Source organism: Paratractidigestivibacter faecalis, from assembly GCF_003416765.1.
GTDB lineage: Bacteria > Actinomycetota > Coriobacteriia > Coriobacteriales > Atopobiaceae > Paratractidigestivibacter > Paratractidigestivibacter faecalis.
On sequence record NZ_QSNG01000001.1, the window covers coordinates 581,158 to 598,589 of the forward strand.

Here is a 17,432-nt window from a genome sequence, read left to right on the forward strand (position 1 = left end):
GCCCGCGCGGGGTGCTAGGCGAGCTTCTTGGCCACGCCAGAGTTCCTGACGAGGTTCATCACAAAGGCGTAGAGGATGGGCACCAAGATCCACAGGGCCCACAGGCCGATGCCCGCACCCACGCCCCAACCAAGGGCGATGGCGGCCGCCAGCAGGATGACGCCGCCCCAGCCAAAGCCGCGCACCTCGCGGACCAGCGCGTCGACGAGGCCCATGTCAACCATGCCGCCGGTCATCTTGGCCAGCGCGCGCAGCGGCATGTTCCAGATGAAGAGCACGTTGAGGTTGGGCTTGCCGGACTTGTCGGCGCCGGTCTTGAGGGCCTTGAGGACGGCCCAGACAACCCAGAAGATGAGTGAGCGGCCGTGGTTGAGGTCGCGGAAGCACATGTTGCGGCCGATGACGGGGCCGTCGGCGGGCACGGGGTGGCCGAGAAGCGCCTCAAAGCTGGCGTCGCTGACGGCTGCTACGCTGGCGTCCTCGTAGCAGGAGACGTCGCGGCCCTCGTAGGGGTTGGGGGCGTCGGTCCCGGCGACCTCGACCTGGGCGGTCAGGCGCACGTCGTCAGAGGAGGAGGCCACGCGCAGCTCCCACGTGCCGCCCTCGACCTCCCAGTTGCCGGTCTTGTCGTTGAAGTAGCGGAAGGCCTTGTCGCCGAGCTCGATGGTGACGACCTTGCTCTCGCCAGGCTCGAGCGTCACGCGGGCAAAGCCCTTGAGCTCCTGCTCCGGGCGGAAGACCTGGTGGTCGGGCTTGGAGACGTAGAGCTGGACGATCTCGGTGCCGGCGACGGTGCCGGTGTTGGTGACCGTGAAGGTGGCGTCCCACTCGCTGGCCTCGAGGTTGCCGTAGGCAAACGTGGTGTAGGACAGGCCGTAGCCAAACGGATAGGCCACGGGCTTCTTGGCCGTCTGGAAGTAGCGATAGCCCACGTAGAGGCCCTCGCGGTACTCGGCGCGCTTCTCGTCGGAGGGGAAGGAGGCAAAGGAGGGCACGTCCTCGAGGCGCAGCGGCCAGGTCTCCGTCAGCTTGCCGGAGGGGTTGACCTTGCCGCAGACGATGTCCAGCGCAGCGCCGGCGCCGGCCTGGCCGCCCAGGGCGCAGTAGAGGATGGAGCGGGCGTCGTCGGCCCAGTCGGTCTCCACGCAGGAGCCGGCGGAGAGAAGTACGACCACGTTGGGGTTGACCTGGGCCACCGCGTGCGCGAGCTCCACCTGGTTCTCGTTGAGCTTCATGTTGAGGCGGTCGGCGCCCTCGGACTCGGCGATCTCGTCAAGGGCCAGGGCGAGAAGGACCACGTCGGCGTGGCGCGCGAGCTCCAGGGCGGCGGCGCGCTTGCTGGCGTTCTGGCCGCCGTGGCGCTCGAAGCCCGGCTCGTAGCCCACGAGGGTGAGGTCGGTCTCGCCGACCATGTCCAGCAGGGAGTCCACCTTGGTGGAGTTGACGGCCGAGGAGCCGGCGCCCTGGTAGCGCGGGGTCTGGGCAAAGTCGCCGATGAGGGCGACCTTGGTGCCCTCGGCAAGCGGCAGCAGCGGGGCGCCGCCGGCGATCGCCTCGTTCTTGAGCAGGACGGCGCCTTCCGCGGCGGCCTCGCGGGCTAGCTCGTGGTGGGCGTCCTGGTCAAAGGTCTTGGGTGCGGCAAGCGTGGCTGGGTGGACGGAGAGCACCAGGTCGATGACCTCGTCCACGCGCGCGTCAATGTCCTTCTCGCTGAGGGTGCCGGCGGCCACGGCGTCCAGGAGCTCGCGGACGGAGCCCAGGCCGGGGGCGGGCATCTCGAAGGTGGAGCCGGCCGCCACGCCGGCGGCGTGGTCGTTGGAGCCGCCCCAGTCGGTGACGACGGAGCCGTCAAAGCCCCACTCCTTGCGCAGAATGTCGTCCAGCAGGTGCGCGTTCTCGTTGGCGTAGGTGCCGTTGATGAGGTTGTAGGAGCTCATGATGGTCTTGGGCTGCGCCTCACGCACCACAATCTCAAAGGCCGTGAGGTAGATCTCGCGCAGCGTGCGCTCGTCCAGGATGGAGTCGGACGCCTGGCGGCGGGTCTCCTGGCTGTTGACGGCAAAGTGCTTGGGGCACGCGGCGATGCCGTTGGACTGGATGCCGCGCACGTAGCCGGCCGCCATCTTGCCGGCAAGGTACGGGTCCTCCGAGAAGTACTCGAAGTTGCGGCCGCACAGCGGGTTGCGCTTGATGCACAGGCCCGGTCCCAGAAGGACGTCCACGCCCTGGCTGGCGGCCTCCTGGCCCATGGCGGCGCCGACGCGCTCGCCCAGCTCGGGGTCCCAGCTGTTGGCGACGGTGACGGCGGTGGGGAAGCAGGTTGCGGGCTCGGACCCGTTGAGGCCCAGGTGGTCGGCGGCGCCAGCCTGGTGGCGGACGCCGTTGGGGCCGTCGGAGAACTCGATGGCCGGGATGTCGGCGCGATCGATGCCCCAGCTGCCGAAGGTGGTGCCGCCCTGGAGCAGGGCGCACTTCTCCTCAAGGCTGAGCTTGCCGATGATGTCCTCGTGTTTCATGGGAGCTCCTTCTTGCGTTATACGACAGCCTTGATGATAGACGGGGGCCGCCCCCGCGCCGCCATCCTGTCACAATCGGCCCCGCAGCGGACACGATTGGCCGCGCGGCCGGCAGGCGGGCGGCGCGGCAAACAAAAGGGCGCCCCGGCGAGAAGGGCTTCTCGCCGGGGCGCCCTGTGGGTGCGAAGAGCTCCTAGCGGCCGTGGCGGCCGAGGAAGGGGAGGCGCGGCAGGCGGCTCTTGAAGGGGCTCACGAAGGGCTTGCTGGCCGGGACTGCGGCCTCGGCCTCGGGAGGCACCGTGTCCACCACGCCGGCGGGGACGTCCGCCACGGGCATGTCGGTGATGTCGGGCATCGGCGACACGGCCGGCTCGGCCTCGGCGGCGCCCACGCCGGCAGCGGCGCCGGCGTCCTCGGGGCCCACGGCCTCGACGGCCTCGCGCTCGCGGTAGCGCACCATCATGTCGCGCTGCAGCTCGGTGATGCTGGGCGGCGCCCAGATGAGCGCGTTGGCGCCGGCCTCGACCGTGGCGCCGGTGACCTCGGGCGTCTTTCCGCCGGTGGCAAGGATCGGCAGGTTGGGGTAGGCCTCGCGCAGCTCGCGGATGACGGCGGCGGTGTTGCGCCCGGCCGCCACGTTGATGATGCGGGCGCCCGCCTCCACCTTCTGGCGGGTCACCTCGTCAAAGCGTGTGATGGACGCCACCACGGGGATGTCCACCGTGGAGACCACCTGGGCCACCATGTCCGGCGTGGCGGGGGAGTTGAGCACCACGCCCGCGGCACCCTGCATCTCGGAGACCGCGGCCAGCTCGGCGGCGCGACGTCCGGTGGTGGTGCCGCCGCCCACGCCCACAAAGAGCGGGGCCTCGGCCACGGTGAGAAGCGCCTGCGTGATGGCGGGCTGCGCCGTGAAGGGGTAGACGGCAAAGATGGCGTCTGCGTTGGAGTTGCGGATGACGGCCACGTCCGTGGAGTAGAGCAGCGAGCGGATGCGGCGCCCGAAGAGCGTGAAGCCCGTGCACTCGCCGTAGCCCTCGGGCACGCGCAGCGGCGCCTTGCGGAGGCGCCCCTCGATGGGGGAGGGCCCGTCGGCGGCGGGCACGACCTCGCCGATGGCGTCTGTCCCGTCGGTGAAGATGATGGACCTGCGGGCAGACGGCTGGTCGGCCCCGGCGATGGCGCTGCTCTGATCTGACATGGGTGCCTCCAGGCTCGCGGCGGTTGCTTATGGCGTGATTGGTGCGGCGAGAAGTGCGGCCGGGACGCGGCCGGACTCGCGCGTACCCACACTTTATGCCCCAGGAGGGGCGCCGGTAATCAGACGCGTGTGCTTCTGGCCTGCCGGCAAGAACGTCGAGGTCACGGTCAAGACCCCCGTGCCCGGCACCGACGGACACCTGGAACACAGACTGCTGGTACAAGCTGAGCAGCTCTGCGGCCGCCACGGACGGTTGGTCGCAGTTTGCGCCAACTGGGAAAACGAGGCCAAAATTGCCCGGGCTACTCGGAAGTTCGCAACAAGACGCAAACGTAGCCGCAATGCTCGGATTTTTTCGCCCCAGGGACCCATGTCTTGGGCGTGGCTGATGGGCTAAGCGTGGAGAAGGACCCTTCGGCCAACTCGGGCTTGTTTTGAACCGCTCGTGCCGCATACAATTGCTCCGCTTTGTCTAGCTGCGGAAACGCTGGCTATCAGATTTAAACTACAGTCAACAAAACCGACCTAACGTCAAAACTGGAGGTCATACAGTGAGCGACATCGTCATCGTTGCAGAGACCGGCTCCGACATTCCCGCTTCCGAGGCGGCCGAGCTGGGCATCGAGCTCGTCCCCATGCACGTCTCCATTGGCGACGCCACCATCGACGACGGCACCCTTGACCCGGCCGAGATGCTGGAGCAGTGCCGCCAGCTGGGCGTCCTTCCGCGCACGAGCGGCTGCATGCCCATCGACTTCCAGCGCGTCTTCGACCGCATTCACGAGCGGTGCCCCGAGGCCAAGATCCTCTACATTGCCTACTCCGCGGTTACCACCTGCTCCTACGAGTCCGCCCGCACCGCCGCCGAGGGTCGCGAATACGTCTACAGCTTTGACACCACGCACGTGACCATCGGCCAGGGCTTCGTGGTGCGCGAGACCGCCCTCTACCTGCGCGAGCACCCCGAGGTCTCTATTGAGGAGCTCATGGCCTGGTCGGAGGACCTGGCCGGTCGCATGCGCATGGGCTTCATCCCCGGCGACCTTGGCTACCTGCGCGCGGGCGGCCGCCTCTCCAACGCCGCCTTCCTGGGCGCCACGCTGCTGCGCATCAAGCCCATCATCGAGCTCATCGACGGCAAGCTCACCGCCACCAAGAAGCTCCGCGGCAAGATGGAGACCTGCGCCCTGGGCCTCATGGACCACATGGCCCTGCAGGGTGACTACGACACGTCCGTGATCTACTTCGTGCGCTCCAGCGGCCTTCCGCTCTCCGTCCAGCAGGCCGCCGAGAAGCACGCCCGCGAGCTCGGCTTTGAGTCCTTCCGCTGGTACGACACGCAGGACGTCATCACGTCCCACTGCGGCCCCGGCTCCTTCGCCGTGGCCTTCCCCGGCATTAGGAAGTAGCCTTCCGCCCGCACGGGCTTCTCGCTGTTTGCATGTGTTTGTGGACGCTCGGCACGCGCTGGGCGTCCATTTTTACATGCAAACGGCGAGAAGCACTCCCGCGCACCTAGGCGGGCAGCTCCATGCGCTCGAAGAAGGCGAGGGCGTTGCCGTAGCAGAGCTTGCGCGTGAGGGTCTCGCCAAAGTTGGCCAGGAGCGCCTGCTGGAAGGCGGGCATCGCGGCCGCGTCGGACAGGCAGTCCGGCACGCTCGCGCCGTCGAGGTCTCCGCCCAGGGCCACCACGTCCTCGCCGTCGAGGTCGAGCCAGTGCTCGATATGGGTCATGATCTGGGCAGGCGTCACCGCGCGCCCGGCCTCGCCCCGGGCGCCGTCAACCAGGAATCTCGTGCAGTAGTTGAGTCCCACCACGCCGCCAGCGTCGCGGATGCAGCGGAACTGGTCGTCTGTGAGGTTGCGAAGGTGGCCACAGACGGCGCGCGAGTTGGAGTGGCTCGCCACAAAGGGACGCCTGGCACGGGCGGCCACGTCGGCAAAGCACTCGTCGTTGAGGTGCGAGACGTCCATCACCACGCCGCAGCGCTCCATCTCGGCCAGCGCCGCCGCGCCTGTGGCAGAGAGCCCCTCGTGCGTGTCGTGCCCGCTGGCCAAGGGGCCGGCCGCGTTCCAGCTGAGGGACGCCATGAGGAGCCCCTGGCGAGCCAGCCGCTCAACGAGGCCCAGGTCAGCGGCAAAGAGCCGAGCATTCTCTATGGTGCGCACCGCCACCAGGCGCGCGGCCTTCTCGCCAGCCGGCGCGCCCTCGAGCAGCGGGCGGATCTGGCTCGCGCGGGTGACGGCAACGGCGCCCAGCTCGGCGCAGGCGGCCACCTGGTCGGCCAGGTAGGCGCTCACGTGGGCCTCAAACGCCACGGCCTCCTCGGGCGAGAGCTCGTCCGGCACAAAGCAGGCAAAGCACTGCGCCCACGGCGTGGCCCCGACCTTCTCCACCGAGATTGCCCCGTGGTTGCGGGCGAGCTGACGGCAGCCGGCGGGGTCGGCCTCGTCTCCCGGGCCATAGAAGTGCATGCCGGCGGCCTTCCTGAGGCTGCCGGAAGGGGTCTGCCAGCTCAGGCGGTCTGCGGTGTCGCAGTGCAGGTCAAAGACGGGGATGGGCTGGGCCGCGGGTGCCGGGCTGGCTGCGTTCATGTGGGCTCCTCTGACGCGTGTGATGAGTGCGTGTTGCTCCATTCAAGCCTAATTTGCCATGGCAGAATGAGTTGACTTGCTCTTTTAACAGGAGGGGAGAAGACCATGCCCGAGTCCGAACGCCCGCTTGACTCCGCCGGCTTTGCCAAGGCCGCCTACGAGGCCGCCATCGGCAGGGAGTTTCCGACCGACGTCTTTTGCGCGCCCCAGCTCAGGTGGGCCGTCATCGGCTGTGGGGTCATCGCCAACCAGATGGCGGACTCCCTGGCGCTTGCCGGCCGCCGCATAGAGGGCGTGGCCAACCGCCACGCGGAGAAGGCCCGGGCCTTTGCCGCCGCCCACGACGTGCCCCGCGTCTACCAGACCTTCGAGGAGCTCTACGCGGACCCCGACATCGATGCCATCTACATCACCACGCCGCACAACACCCACATCGGGTTTCTCCGCGGCGCCCTCGCGGCCGGCAAGCACGTGCTGTGCGAGAAGTCCATCACGCTCAACTCCGAGGAGCTCGACGAGGCCCGCGAGCTTGCCCGTGCCAACCACGTGGTGCTCATGGACGCCACCACGATCCTGCACATGCCGCTCTACCAGGAGCTCCTTTCCCGCGCGCGCACGGGCGAGTTCGGGCGCATGAACCTGGCGCAGCTCAACTTTGGCAGCTACAAGCCCTACGACCCAGCCACGCGCTTCTACAACCCCAACCTCGCCGGCGGCGCCATGCTGGACATCGGCGTCTACGCGCTCAGCCTGGCCCGCCTCTTCATGGACCAGGCGCCCGACGAGGTGGTGAGCCTGGCCAACCGCTGCGAGACGGGCGTGGACGTCACGAGCGGCATCGTGGCCAGAAACCCGCAGGGCCAGATGGCCGTGCTCTCGCTTTCCCTCCACTCCAAGCAGCCCAAGCGCGCCGTGCTCTCCTTTGACCGCTGCTACGTGGAGGTCATGGAGTACCCGCGCGCCGACCGCGCCGTCATCACCTGGACCGAGGACGGTCGCCGCGAGGAGGTGCGCGCGGGCGAGGAGGCCTACGCGCTCTGCTACGAGATGGCCGACCTCGAACGCGCCGCCGCCGGCGACGAGGCGGCCGCCGGCCTCATAGACGTGGCTTCGGACGTGATGGACCTCATGACCCGCCTGCGCCGCGAGTGGGGCGTCACCTACCCGGAGGAGCTCTAGGGCCGGGCAGGCCTTCCGGCTCTATAATGCTCTGGCCCCATCACGCAGACCAAGGAGGGCGCATGCCTCTGAAGGAAGTGGACGTCAAGTCCCTGAACATAAATCCCTTTACCGCCATCGGTGACGACTGGATGCTGGTTACTGCCGGTGACCAGGACTCCCACAACACCATGACCGCCAGCTGGGGCGGCCTGGGTGAGCTCTGGGGAGCCCCGGTGGCCACCTGCTACATCCGCCAGAGCCGCTACACCAAGGAGTTCGTGGACGCCAGCCAGACGTTCACGCTGAGCTTCCTGGACCCGGCAAGGTATCGCCGCGAGCTGGGCTACCTGGGTCGCGTCTCCGGCCGTGACGAGGACAAGATTGCCGCCTGCGGCCTCACGCCGGTTGCCGTGGACGGCACCACCACGTTTGCCGAGGCGGGCCTCACCCTGGTCTGCCGCAAGGCCTACGCCACCTACCTGGGCCCGGAGGGCTTTGTGCCCGGCGTGGTGGACCAAGAGCGGTGGTACGCCGACGGGGACTACCACACCATGTACGTCGCATACATCGAGCACGCCTACGTGGCGCAGTAGGGAAGGGCAAGAGTCATCATGAAAAAGGTCGCAATCATCTTCGGCGGCATCTCCACCGAGCACGACATCTCCTGCAAGTCTGCCGACAACGTCATCAAGGCGCTCGACGGTCGCTATGAGCTGGTGCTCATTGGCATCACGCGCGAGGGCGAGTGGCTCCACTACGCCGGCGACGCGGCCGACGTCACCGGCGCGTGGGAGACTCACGACGTGACGCCGGTGGCGCTGGTGCCCGGCTGTGGCAGGACGCCCGGCGGGCTCTTCTCGCTGCGTGACGGCTGCCTGGAGCGCCTTGACGTCGACGTTGCCCTGCCGGTCATGCACGGCCAGGGCGGCGAGGACGGAACGCTTCAGGGCACGCTGGAGACCTGCGGCATCCCGTACGTGGGCTGCGGCGTGCTGGCCAGCGCCGTCTGCATGGACAAGGACGCAAGCCACCGCCTGGCCGCCGCGGCCGGCGTGCGCTCGCCCAAGTGCGAGGTCCTCTACCGCGGCGCCTCCGAGGCCGAGGGGCAGGCCGCCGTTGAGGCCTGCGGCGGCTTCCCCGTCTTTGTGAAGCCTGCGCGCGGCGGCTCCTCCATCGGTGTCTCCAAGGCCTCTGACCAGGCGAGCTTCCGCGAGGCGCTCGACGCTGCGTTTGCCCTTGACCCCAAGGTGGCCGTCGAGGAGGCCATCGTGGGCGACGAGGTGGGCTGCGCCATCGTCGGCGACGCCGTCAACGGCCTGCGTATGGGCGAGGTCGACCAGATCAAGGTCCTGGGAGACGGCTTCTTCCGCATCCACCTGGAGAAGAACCCCGGTCAGAACACGGAGCTGCGCTGCCCGTCCGACCTTAACGGCGCGGTCCTGGCAAAGGTGCGCAACGCGGCCCGGCGCGTGTACGAGGCGCTCGGCTGCGAGGGCTTCGCCCGCGTTGACCTGTTCGTCACCCCCGAGCACGAGGTGGTCTTCAACGAGGTCAACTCCACGCCGGGCCTCACGTACTACAGCCGCTTCCCTCAGATGATGCGCGTCGCCGGCCACGAGCTGGGCGACGTCCTCGAGGAGCTCATCGAGGCCAAGTTGGCGTAGGGAGCAGGAACGCTCTTCTTGCCGAGAAGGGCGCCCTGGCTCACTATCCAACGGTGACCACAATCTCTATAATGTAGTCACAAACGCGAGGATTGGGGGTTTCGATGGATACCACGGCTACGCTGGAGCCCGTTGGGGTCAGGGAGGCAAAGGCCAGGTTCAGCTCGCTCACCGAGGCGGTGAACGAGCTGGGTGCGCCACTCACGGTGCTCAAGAACAACAGGCCATGGGTGGTCATCCAGCCGGCCGACGCCGGTGCTGCGGAGAGGCGCCGCAAGCTCGAGGCCTTCCGCGCCCTCACGGCGTCCATTGAGGCCGAGAAGCCCGCGGGGGTTGGCGCTGCCTGGGGGAGCATCGAGCGTGACCGGGAGCTGCTTGGCGAGGAGCGGGTGAGGCGCTTTGGCTGAGGTCGTCCTGGACACTAACGTTCTTCTCGACTACTTGGATGCCAGTCGCCCGGAGCACCGTGCCGCCGTCGACGTCATCTACGAGCTTCTCGACGACGCCGAGCTGGAGCCGGTGGTGACGGCCGGGTGCCTCAAGGACGTCTACTACATCTTGTGCCGGAGGTATCGCAACGAGGCCGTGGTGCGGCAGCGGCTCGATGACTTCCGGCAGATCGTGCGTGTCCTGCCCCTGGACGCCGCGGTGCTGGACGCCGCCTTTGCGAGCGACGAGCCAGACCTTGAGGACGCCCTCGTCCGCGCCTCGGCCGAGCTCGTGGGGGCCCGCGCCATCGTCACGCGCGACGTTGCCGCGTACTCGCGCTCGAGCGTTCCCGCCATGGCGCCACGCGCGTTTCTCGCCACGCTGGAGGGGTGAGTGGCGGCCCGCGGGCAAGCGCTGCCAGCAAAATAGCGTGTCACAACTTTTGATGCAAAGCGCTTTACCGGCGCGGAGCCACCAAGTTGTGACACGCCCTTCTCGCCGAGAAGAGCGTGGCGACCGGAAGGCGCTCCGGCCGCCACGCACGCTACTTGCCCTGGACCATGGACAGCGAGATCTTCTTTCGCTGGAGGTCGACCTTCTCCACCCAGACGGTCACGGTGTCGCCGACGCGCACCACGTCGCTGGGGTGCTTGACGAAGCGGTTCGACATCTTTGAGATGTGCACGAGGCCGTCTTGGTGGACGCCCACGTCGACGAAGGCGCCGAAGTCCACCACGTTGCGAACGGTGCCCCTGAGCTCCATGCCGGGCTCAAGGTCCTCCATGGTGAGCGCCGCGCGGTTGAAGACCACCTCGGGGGCGTCGTCGCGCGGGTCGCGGCCGGGCTTCTTGAGCTCGTTGATGATGTCCACCAGGGTGAGCGTGCCGCACCCCAGCTCGCTGGCCAGGGTGCCCACGCTGCCCACGCGACGCTCGATGTCTGGCACGCCGCCGCGCGCAAGCTCGTCTGCGCCCACGCCGGCGCGGCGCAGGACCTCGGTTGCCACCGGGTAGCTCTCGGGGTGGACGCTCGTGGCGTCGAGCGGGTTCTTGCCACCCGTGATGCGCAGGAAGCCCGCGGCGTTGAGATAGGCCTTGGGGCCCAGCTTGGGCACCTTGAGGAGCTGGCGGCGGTCAGTGAAGGCGCCGTTCTGCTCGCGGTAGGCCACGATGTTTCTGGCCACGGCCGGCGTGATGCCAGAGACGTAGCCCAGAAGGCTCGCGCTCGCGGTGTTGACGTCCACGCCCACGCGGTTGACCACGTCCTCCACCACGTTGCCCAGCGCGCGGGAGAGCTCGGCCTGATCAAGGTCGTGCTGGTACTGGCCCACGCCGATGGACTGGGGCGGGATCTTGACGAGCTCGGCCAGCGGGTCCTGGAGGCGCCGGCCCAGGCTCATGGCGCCGCGGACGGTGACGTCCAGGTCCGGGTACTCCTGGCTTGCCAGCTCGGAGGCGGAGTAGACCGAGGCGCCGGCCTCGTTGACTATGGTGTAGCGCAGGTCGGGCGCGGACTCTCCGATGAACTCGCTCACGACCTCCTCGGTCTCTCGGCTGGCGGTGCCGTTGCCGATGACGATGGTGTTGACCTGGTCCTTCTTGACCAGTCGGGCAAGCTCGCGCTTGGTGCCGGCCACGTCGTGGCGGGGCTTGGTGGGAAAGACCACGCCGTGGTCAAGAAGCTTGCCCGTCTCGTCCATGACGGCCACCTTGCAGCCGGTGCGGTAGCCCGGGTCAAGCGCCAGCACGCGGGCGCCGCGGACGGGGCGCGCGGAGAGAAGCCCCTCGAGGTTCTTGGCAAAGACCTTGATGGCCTCGGTCTGGGCGCGCACAGTCAGGCGGGCGCGCTCCTCGCGCTCAAGGGAGGGGGCCATGAGGCGCTTGTAGCCGTCGGCCACGGCCGCGTCCAGGTAGGGCGCGAAGGGGCCCTGGCGGCGAGGCCAGCGTGCGCCCAGGCGGGCCACGGCGGCCGTCTGGTCCACGGCCACGCGGACGCGCAGCTTGCCCTCGCGCTCGCCGCGGTCCATGGCCAGGACGCGGTGGTTGGGAACCTTGCGCAGGGGCTCGGCGTAGTCGTAGTAGGGCTCGTAGGGGGTCTTCTCGGCGGCGTCCACGGCCACGGAGCTGACGTCTGCGGTGGCCTCGGTGAAGGCGCGCAGGTCGGCCACGTTCTCCGGCTCCTCGGCCACGGTCTCGGCCACGATGTCCTGGGCGCCCGCAAGGGCCTTCTCGGCGGTGTCGAAGCCAGCCTCGGCGTTGACGTACCCCTCGGCGGCGGCCAGCGCTCCTCCCCTGGGGCTGACCTGCATGATCATCATGTTGGCAAGCGGCTCCAGGCCTGCCTCGCGGGCCTTCTGCGCGCGGGTCTGGCGCTTCTTGCGGTAGGGCTTGTAGAGGTCCTCCACGCGCTGCAGCTGCGTGGCGGCGTTTATCTCTGCCTCGAGCTCGGGCGTGAGCTTGCCCTGGACCTTGATGAGGAGAAGGACGTCGCGCTTGCGCTGCTCGAGGTTGCGCAGGTAGCCCAGGCGCTCCTCGAGGGCGCGCAGGGCGACGTCGTCCATGCCGCCGGTGGCCTCCTTGCGGTAGCGCGCAATGAAGGGGATGGTGTTGCCCTCGTCGATGAGGCCGACAGCCGCGCTGACGGCCTCCGGCTTGAGCCCCAGCTCCTCCGCGAGCGTGGAAACTATGTCCATGTTTTATGCCCCCGTCTACTGTTGGTGCCGATGTGCATAAGGCCACTAGGATACCCGAACGGTGCGCGCTCGAGCCTCGGCGTTGTTAGGCCGCAAATGCCGACTTGGGTGTTCGCACTCGGACACCCAAGTCGGCTTTTCTCGCCATTTGACCAAGAAAACCGAGCTGGGCATCCATGGACGCATACCCAGCTCGGTATTGTTGGCATCGCTGCAGTGGGAACGCCGCCGCCAGCTCCGCTCTGGCTACCGTCGAGAAGTGCGCTTCTTGCCGCGGGGGCCACGCCCGCACTCGTCTGTCTCCTTGGGCGGGTAGGGGCGGATCAGGCACTTCTCGCCAAAGCCGATGAGGTCGGTGCGGCCGGCCTTGTGCAGGGCCTCGTTGACCAGGCGCCAGTTCTCGGGCTTGCGGTACTGGATGAGCGCGCGCTGCATGGCCTTCTCGTGCGGGTCGCGCGGCACGTAGATGGGCTGCATGTTGCGCGGGTCCACGCCCGTGTAGTACATGCAGGTGCTCATGGTGGACGGGGTGGGGTAGAAGTCCTGGACCTGCTCGGGCATGTAGCCCATGTCACGCACGGCCTCGGCCAGCTCCACGGCCTCCTTCATGGTGCTGCCGGGGTGCGAGCTGATGAGGTAGGGCACCACGTACTGCTCCTTGCCGGCGCGACGCGTGACCTGCTCGAAGCGGCGGCAGAAGGCATCGTAGACCGCGCGGGGCGGCTTGCCCATGGCGGCTAGGACCGTGTCGCTCACGTGCTCGGGCGCCAGGCGCAGCTGGCCGCTCACGTGGTGGTTGACCAGCTCCTCGAGGAACTTGTCGGACTTGTCGGCCAGGGTGTAGTCAAAGCGGACGCCGCTGCGCACGAAGACCTTCTTCACGCCGGGAAGCTGGCGCAGGTCGCGCAGGAGCTCGGCGTAGGAGTCCTCCTCGACCACCATGTTCTTGCAGAGCGTGGGCCACATGCAGCGGCGGTTGCTGCACACGCCGCGGGTGGCCTGCTTGTCGCACGCGGGTCGGCCGAAGTTTGCCGTGGGGCCGCCGACGTCGGTGATGTAGCCCTTGAAGTGGGGGTCTGCCGTGAGGGCGCGGGCCTCCTCCATGATGCTCTTGTGGCTCCTGACCTGCAGGACGCGGCCCTGGTGGAAGGTGATGGCACAGAAGCTGCACTCGCCAAAGCAGCCGCGGTTGGCCGCAATGGAGAAGCGCACCTCGTCAAAGTCGAAGGCCGGCACGCCGCCCGCGGCGTCGTAGTCCGGGTGCCACGCGCGGGCGTAGGGCAGCTCGTAGACGCCGTCCAGCTCGGGGGTGGTGAGCGGGGGCTGCGGCGGGTTCTGCACCACGAAGAGGTTGTCGGCCGGGTAGGGCTCCACCAGGCGGTGGGCTGTCACGGAGTCCATGTTGCGGTACTGAACGGCAAAGCTGCGGGCGTAGTTGAGGCGGTCCGCGCGCAGCTCGTCGAAGGAGGGCAGCAGGTCGTAGTCGTAGACCTCGTCAAGCGAGTGAGCCTTGTAGGCAGAGCCGCAGATCCAGGTCACCTGGTCGATGGAAAGGCCCGAGTCCAGGGCCTCCGCCACCTCCACGATGGACTTCTCGCCCATTCCGTAGAGGACGAGGTCGGCACCGGAGTCAAGCAGGATGGAGCGCTTGAGGGAGTCCGACCAGTAGTCGTAGTGGGCAAGGCGGCGCAGGCTCGCCTCGATGCCGCCCAGCACGATGGCCGCGTGCTTGTACGTGCGCCTGATGAGGTTTGAGTAGACCACGCAGGCGTGGTCCGGGCGCGCCCCCATGACGCCCCCGGGGGTGTAGAAGTCCTTGCCGCGGCGGCGCTTGGCCACGGTGTAGTGGTTGACCATGGAGTCCATGTTACCGGCGGAGACCAGGAAGGCCAGGCGGGGCTCGCCCAGGACGGCAACGCTCTTGGGGTCGTGCCAGTCCGGCTGGCAGATCACGCCCACCTTGAAGCCGTGGGCCTCCAGGGTGCGCGTGATGATGGACATGCCAAAGCTGGGGTGGTCAACGTAGGCGTCGCCGCAGACGTAGACGAAGTCGCACTGCTCCCAGCCGCGAGCCTCCATGTCGGCGCGGCTGACGGGGAGAAACGCCTCACGTGGGGGACGGGCGGGCTCGGGAGCGGCTGCGGCCGGCCTGCGGCGCGCGTGGGAGCGCTGGCCGCCTTGGCTGCCTTGGCCTCGCTGGCCGGCTCGGCCGTTCTGGCCGCCTCGGCTTTGGGGGTTGCGCTTGCTGCTGTGGGCCTGGGCCATGGTGCGTCCGTCCTTCTCGACTGGGGGTGTTGCTCAATGGTAGCGCTCGGGGGCGGGCTTTGTGGTTTGTGGTGCCAACGTGGAGCGAGCGTGGTCAGATTGTGCATCCGACCAGCGGTTGATTGAGGGGGAGAAAACCGTGGTAAACCATAGTCACCTTCTTTCCTTGTTGCCCCCGCCGCCCCTCCAGCGACGGGGGCGCCTTCGTTTGTGGGGCGCCTGTGGGACGTTGGTCAGGCCGCCGCCCGCCGCCTTCTTGTGTATTAAATCATTGATACAGGAAGCCCCAATTGGCACAAAAGGCCCGTGCATGCACGCGCCAATAGCAAGAAGACCCGCTTTGTGTATCAATTTCTTAATACACAAAGCGGGTCTTCTCGCGTTTGCCGTGCGCCCGCCAGGCCAGGAGCCCCTCCCGTTGCGCCGGGCGCCTGACACGCCGTGCCGCTGTTGCGCGACGCGCGACGTCTTGCAGCAAGAAATGTTGACGTCTCAACAACCGAGGGCTAGAGTCTTTGCGTCGGAGCAATGTCGAGAGGGGACACGATGGCCAAGGACGTCCTGGTGCAGGAGTTGGTTGACGGGTTTGACGACTGGCCCGCGCGGCCGCGGCCCGAGGAGTCGGCGTCCGCCGGATCGTGCGGCGGCGCAGCCCGCATGACGAGCGAGCTCTACCCCTACGACGCGCTCTTCTCGCCCATCAGGGTGAACCGCCTCACCCTCAAGAACCGCATCGTCATGGCGCCCATGGGCAACATCGACATGTGCGAGGAGACGGGCCGGCCCAACCAGAAGATGCTCGACTACTTCTTTGCTCGGGCCAAGGGCGGCTGCGGCCTCATCACGACCGGCCTCGTGCCCGTGAGCCACGGCATCGACGCCACGGTCACCGAGCCGGGCGGGCTCACCTACTTTCCGCGCATCGACCGCAGTCGCACCGTCATGGCCGGCTGGCGCGACCTGGCACAGGGCGTCCATGCCTTTGGCTCGCGCATATTCGTGCAGCTCACGGCCGGTCTGGGCCGCGTCGGCAACCCGCAGTGCCTCCTCACGCTCAAGAGGTTCCCGGCCTCGGCGAGCGTCCTTCCCAACTACTACATGCCGTCGGTGCCGTGCATGCGCCTCTCCGACCGCAGACTCGGCCGCATCGTGAGGGCCCTCGGGCAGGCGGCCGCCGACGCCTCGGCCATGGGGCTTGACGGCGTCTACCTCCACGGGCACGAGGGCTATCTCCTCGAGCAGATGGCCAACCCCGCCTTCAACCACCGCAGGCTGGGCCGCTACGCCGACTGGCGCCGCTTTGGCCTGGACGCGGTGCGCGAGATTCGCCGCCGCGTGGGGCCGGACCTCCCGATCATGTACCGCATCGACCTCTCCCTCGCCCTGGAGGAGACCTATGGCGAGAAGGTCCTCGACGGTACCTACCTGGGCCGCATGCGCGGCGGGCGCTCGGTTGAGCAGACGCTCGGCTACATGGAGGAGCTCGTGGCGGCCGGCGTGGACCTCTTCGACGTCGATTTGGGCTGCTACGACAACTGGTGGATGCCCCACCCGCCCGCGAGCATGCCGGCGGGCTGCTTCGTGCCCTTGGCCGAGGCCGTGAAGAGGCGCTTTGCCAGGGACGGCGTCAAGTCCAACGCCGGGCTTCCCGTGCCTGTCGTCGCGGTCGGCAAGCTAGGCTACCCCGACGTGGCCGAGCGCGCCCTGCGCGAGGGCGCCTGCGACATGGTGATGCTGGGACGTCCCCTGCTGGCCGATCCCGAGTGGCCCAACAAGGCCTATGCGGGCTGCGTCGACCAGATCAGGCCGTGCATCGGCTGCCAGGAGGGCTGCGTGAACGAGTTCGTGGAGGGCGGCCACCCGCAATGCGCGGTCAACCCCCGCTGCTCCTTCGAGCACGCCATGCCGGAGATCCCGCCGCGCGCCGCCTCGCCACGCCGCGTGGCCGTGGTGGGGGCCGGTCCCGCGGGCATGGCGTGTGCGCTCGTGGCGGCGCGCCGCGGACACGAGGTCACGCTCATGGACGCGTCCGACGAGCTGGGCGGAAAGCTGCTTTGCGCCGGTGCCGCCCGGATAAAGTTTGACGTGGAGAACTACCGCTCCTACCTCGTGGGGCAGCTGCGCGCCGCAGAGCGCGAGGGCGGCCTTGCCGTGGAGCTCGGGCACCGCGCCGGCGCGGGGGAGCTCGCGGCCGGCGGCTTTGACGCCATCGTGTGCGCCACGGGTGCCACCGACGCGGTCCCGCCGATTCCGGGGGTGGACGGGCTTCTCGCCAGCGGGCGGGCGCGGCAGGCCTCCGAGCTCATGCGGGACCCGGTGGCCCTTGCCGGCGCGCGGTCGGTGGTGGTCGTCGGTGGCGGCGCCGTGGGCTGCGAGTGCGCGCAGTGGCTGAGCGTCGAGCGCGGCGTGGAGAGGGTCTGCGTCGTGGAGGCACTGCCGCACATGATGGAGGGCGCCTGCACGGCCAACAGGGGCCACCTGCTCCACGTGCTCGCCCGCCGCGGCGTGCGGCTGCTCAACATGGCACGCGTCGAGGAGGTGCGCCTCGAGGACGCGGCGGCGCCCGACGGCGCCATCGCGCTGCGCGTCTCGCGCAACCACGACAGGCACGTGCCCGACCCCTACGTCTCGTGGACGCCGGTGCTGCCCAAGAACGTGGTGAACCCGCTCGAGCCCAGGATCGGCGACGACTGGCGCGAGGAGGGGCTGCGCTGCGACCTTCTGGTGCTCGCCTGCGGCGGGCGCGCGGACGACGGGCTCTTCTTCGAGCTTCAGAAGGTCCATGCGGCCCCCGAGCTGCGAAACCTCGGGGACGCCTTTGCCCCGGGGCGCGTTCTGGAGGCCGTTCGGGCGGCGTACAGGCTCGGCTGCGCGCTCTAGGGACCCGCGGCCGCAGGCACGTTGTTGAC

General features: G+C 68.5%; 12 protein-coding genes. 7 read left to right on the forward strand and 5 right to left on the reverse strand.

Features of this window, described 5'->3' with window-relative positions:
* Positions 1-14 precede the first annotated feature (14 nt).
* Both DXV50_RS02475 and DXV50_RS09670 read right to left on the reverse strand, forming a co-directional pair.
* A complete protein-coding gene (locus tag DXV50_RS02475) occupies positions 15-2,516 on the reverse strand; it encodes a glycoside hydrolase family 3 C-terminal domain-containing protein (RefSeq protein WP_117204630.1) in 2,502 nt (833 codons plus the stop codon).
* A 193-nt stretch (positions 2,517-2,709) separates the two neighbouring features.
* On the reverse strand, positions 2,710-3,717 hold the full coding sequence (locus DXV50_RS09670) for a beta/alpha barrel domain-containing protein (RefSeq protein WP_198666387.1): 1,008 nt from the start codon (positions 3,715-3,717) through the stop codon (positions 2,710-2,712).
* 551 nt (positions 3,718-4,268) lie between these two features.
* Between DXV50_RS09670 and DXV50_RS02485 the strand changes: the two genes are divergently transcribed.
* The gene (locus DXV50_RS02485; RefSeq protein WP_117204631.1) at positions 4,269-5,126 is read left to right on the forward strand and encodes a DegV family protein; all 858 of its coding nucleotides are present in this window, start codon (positions 4,269-4,271) and stop codon (positions 5,124-5,126) included.
* 106 nt (positions 5,127-5,232) lie between these two features.
* Here the strand turns inward: DXV50_RS02485 and DXV50_RS02490 are convergent, their stop codons facing one another.
* Complete coding sequence (locus DXV50_RS02490) at positions 5,233-6,312, reverse strand: dipeptidase (protein WP_117204632.1); 1,080 nt, start codon at positions 6,310-6,312, stop codon at positions 5,233-5,235.
* Positions 6,313-6,417: 105 nt separating this feature from the next.
* Here DXV50_RS02490 and DXV50_RS02495 point away from each other — a divergent pair, with 105 nt between their 5' ends.
* The 5 genes from DXV50_RS02495 to DXV50_RS02515 all read left to right on the forward strand — a co-directional run bounded on the left by DXV50_RS02495 (position 6,418) and on the right by DXV50_RS02515 (position 9,959).
* Entirely contained in the window at positions 6,418-7,491 is a 1,074-nt protein-coding gene (locus tag DXV50_RS02495) for a Gfo/Idh/MocA family protein (protein WP_117204633.1), read from the forward strand.
* 62 nt (positions 7,492-7,553) lie between these two features.
* Positions 7,554-8,066: a flavin reductase gene (locus DXV50_RS02500; RefSeq protein WP_117204634.1), complete on the forward strand. Its 513-nt coding sequence runs from the start codon at positions 7,554-7,556 to the stop codon at positions 8,064-8,066.
* 18 nt (positions 8,067-8,084) lie between these two features.
* Complete coding sequence (locus tag DXV50_RS02505; protein WP_117204635.1) at positions 8,085-9,137, forward strand: D-alanine--D-alanine ligase family protein; 1,053 nt, start codon at positions 8,085-8,087, stop codon at positions 9,135-9,137.
* A gap of 104 nt (positions 9,138-9,241) precedes the next feature.
* Positions 9,242-9,544: a type II toxin-antitoxin system Phd/YefM family antitoxin gene (locus tag DXV50_RS02510; protein WP_117204636.1), complete on the forward strand. Its 303-nt coding sequence runs from the start codon at positions 9,242-9,244 to the stop codon at positions 9,542-9,544.
* Positions 9,537-9,959: a type II toxin-antitoxin system VapC family toxin gene (locus tag DXV50_RS02515; protein ID WP_117204637.1), complete on the forward strand. Its 423-nt coding sequence runs from the start codon at positions 9,537-9,539 to the stop codon at positions 9,957-9,959. The genes DXV50_RS02510 and DXV50_RS02515 overlap by 8 nt, the downstream gene beginning before the upstream one ends.
* A 151-nt stretch (positions 9,960-10,110) precedes the next feature.
* Here DXV50_RS02515 and DXV50_RS02520 read toward each other — a convergent pair whose 3' ends face one another.
* Complete coding sequence (locus tag DXV50_RS02520; protein WP_117204638.1) at positions 10,111-12,258, reverse strand: Tex family protein; 2,148 nt, start codon at positions 12,256-12,258, stop codon at positions 10,111-10,113.
* A gap of 246 nt (positions 12,259-12,504) precedes the next feature.
* Positions 12,505-14,523, reverse strand: coding sequence for a YgiQ family radical SAM protein (locus tag DXV50_RS02525; protein WP_117204639.1), 2,019 nt, complete (start codon positions 14,521-14,523; stop codon positions 12,505-12,507).
* 546 nt (positions 14,524-15,069) lie between these two features.
* Here DXV50_RS02525 and DXV50_RS02530 point away from each other — a divergent pair.
* Positions 15,070-17,403, forward strand: coding sequence for an oxidoreductase (locus tag DXV50_RS02530; protein ID WP_117204640.1), 2,334 nt, complete (start codon positions 15,070-15,072; stop codon positions 17,401-17,403).
* Positions 17,404-17,432: the final 29 nt, after the last annotated feature.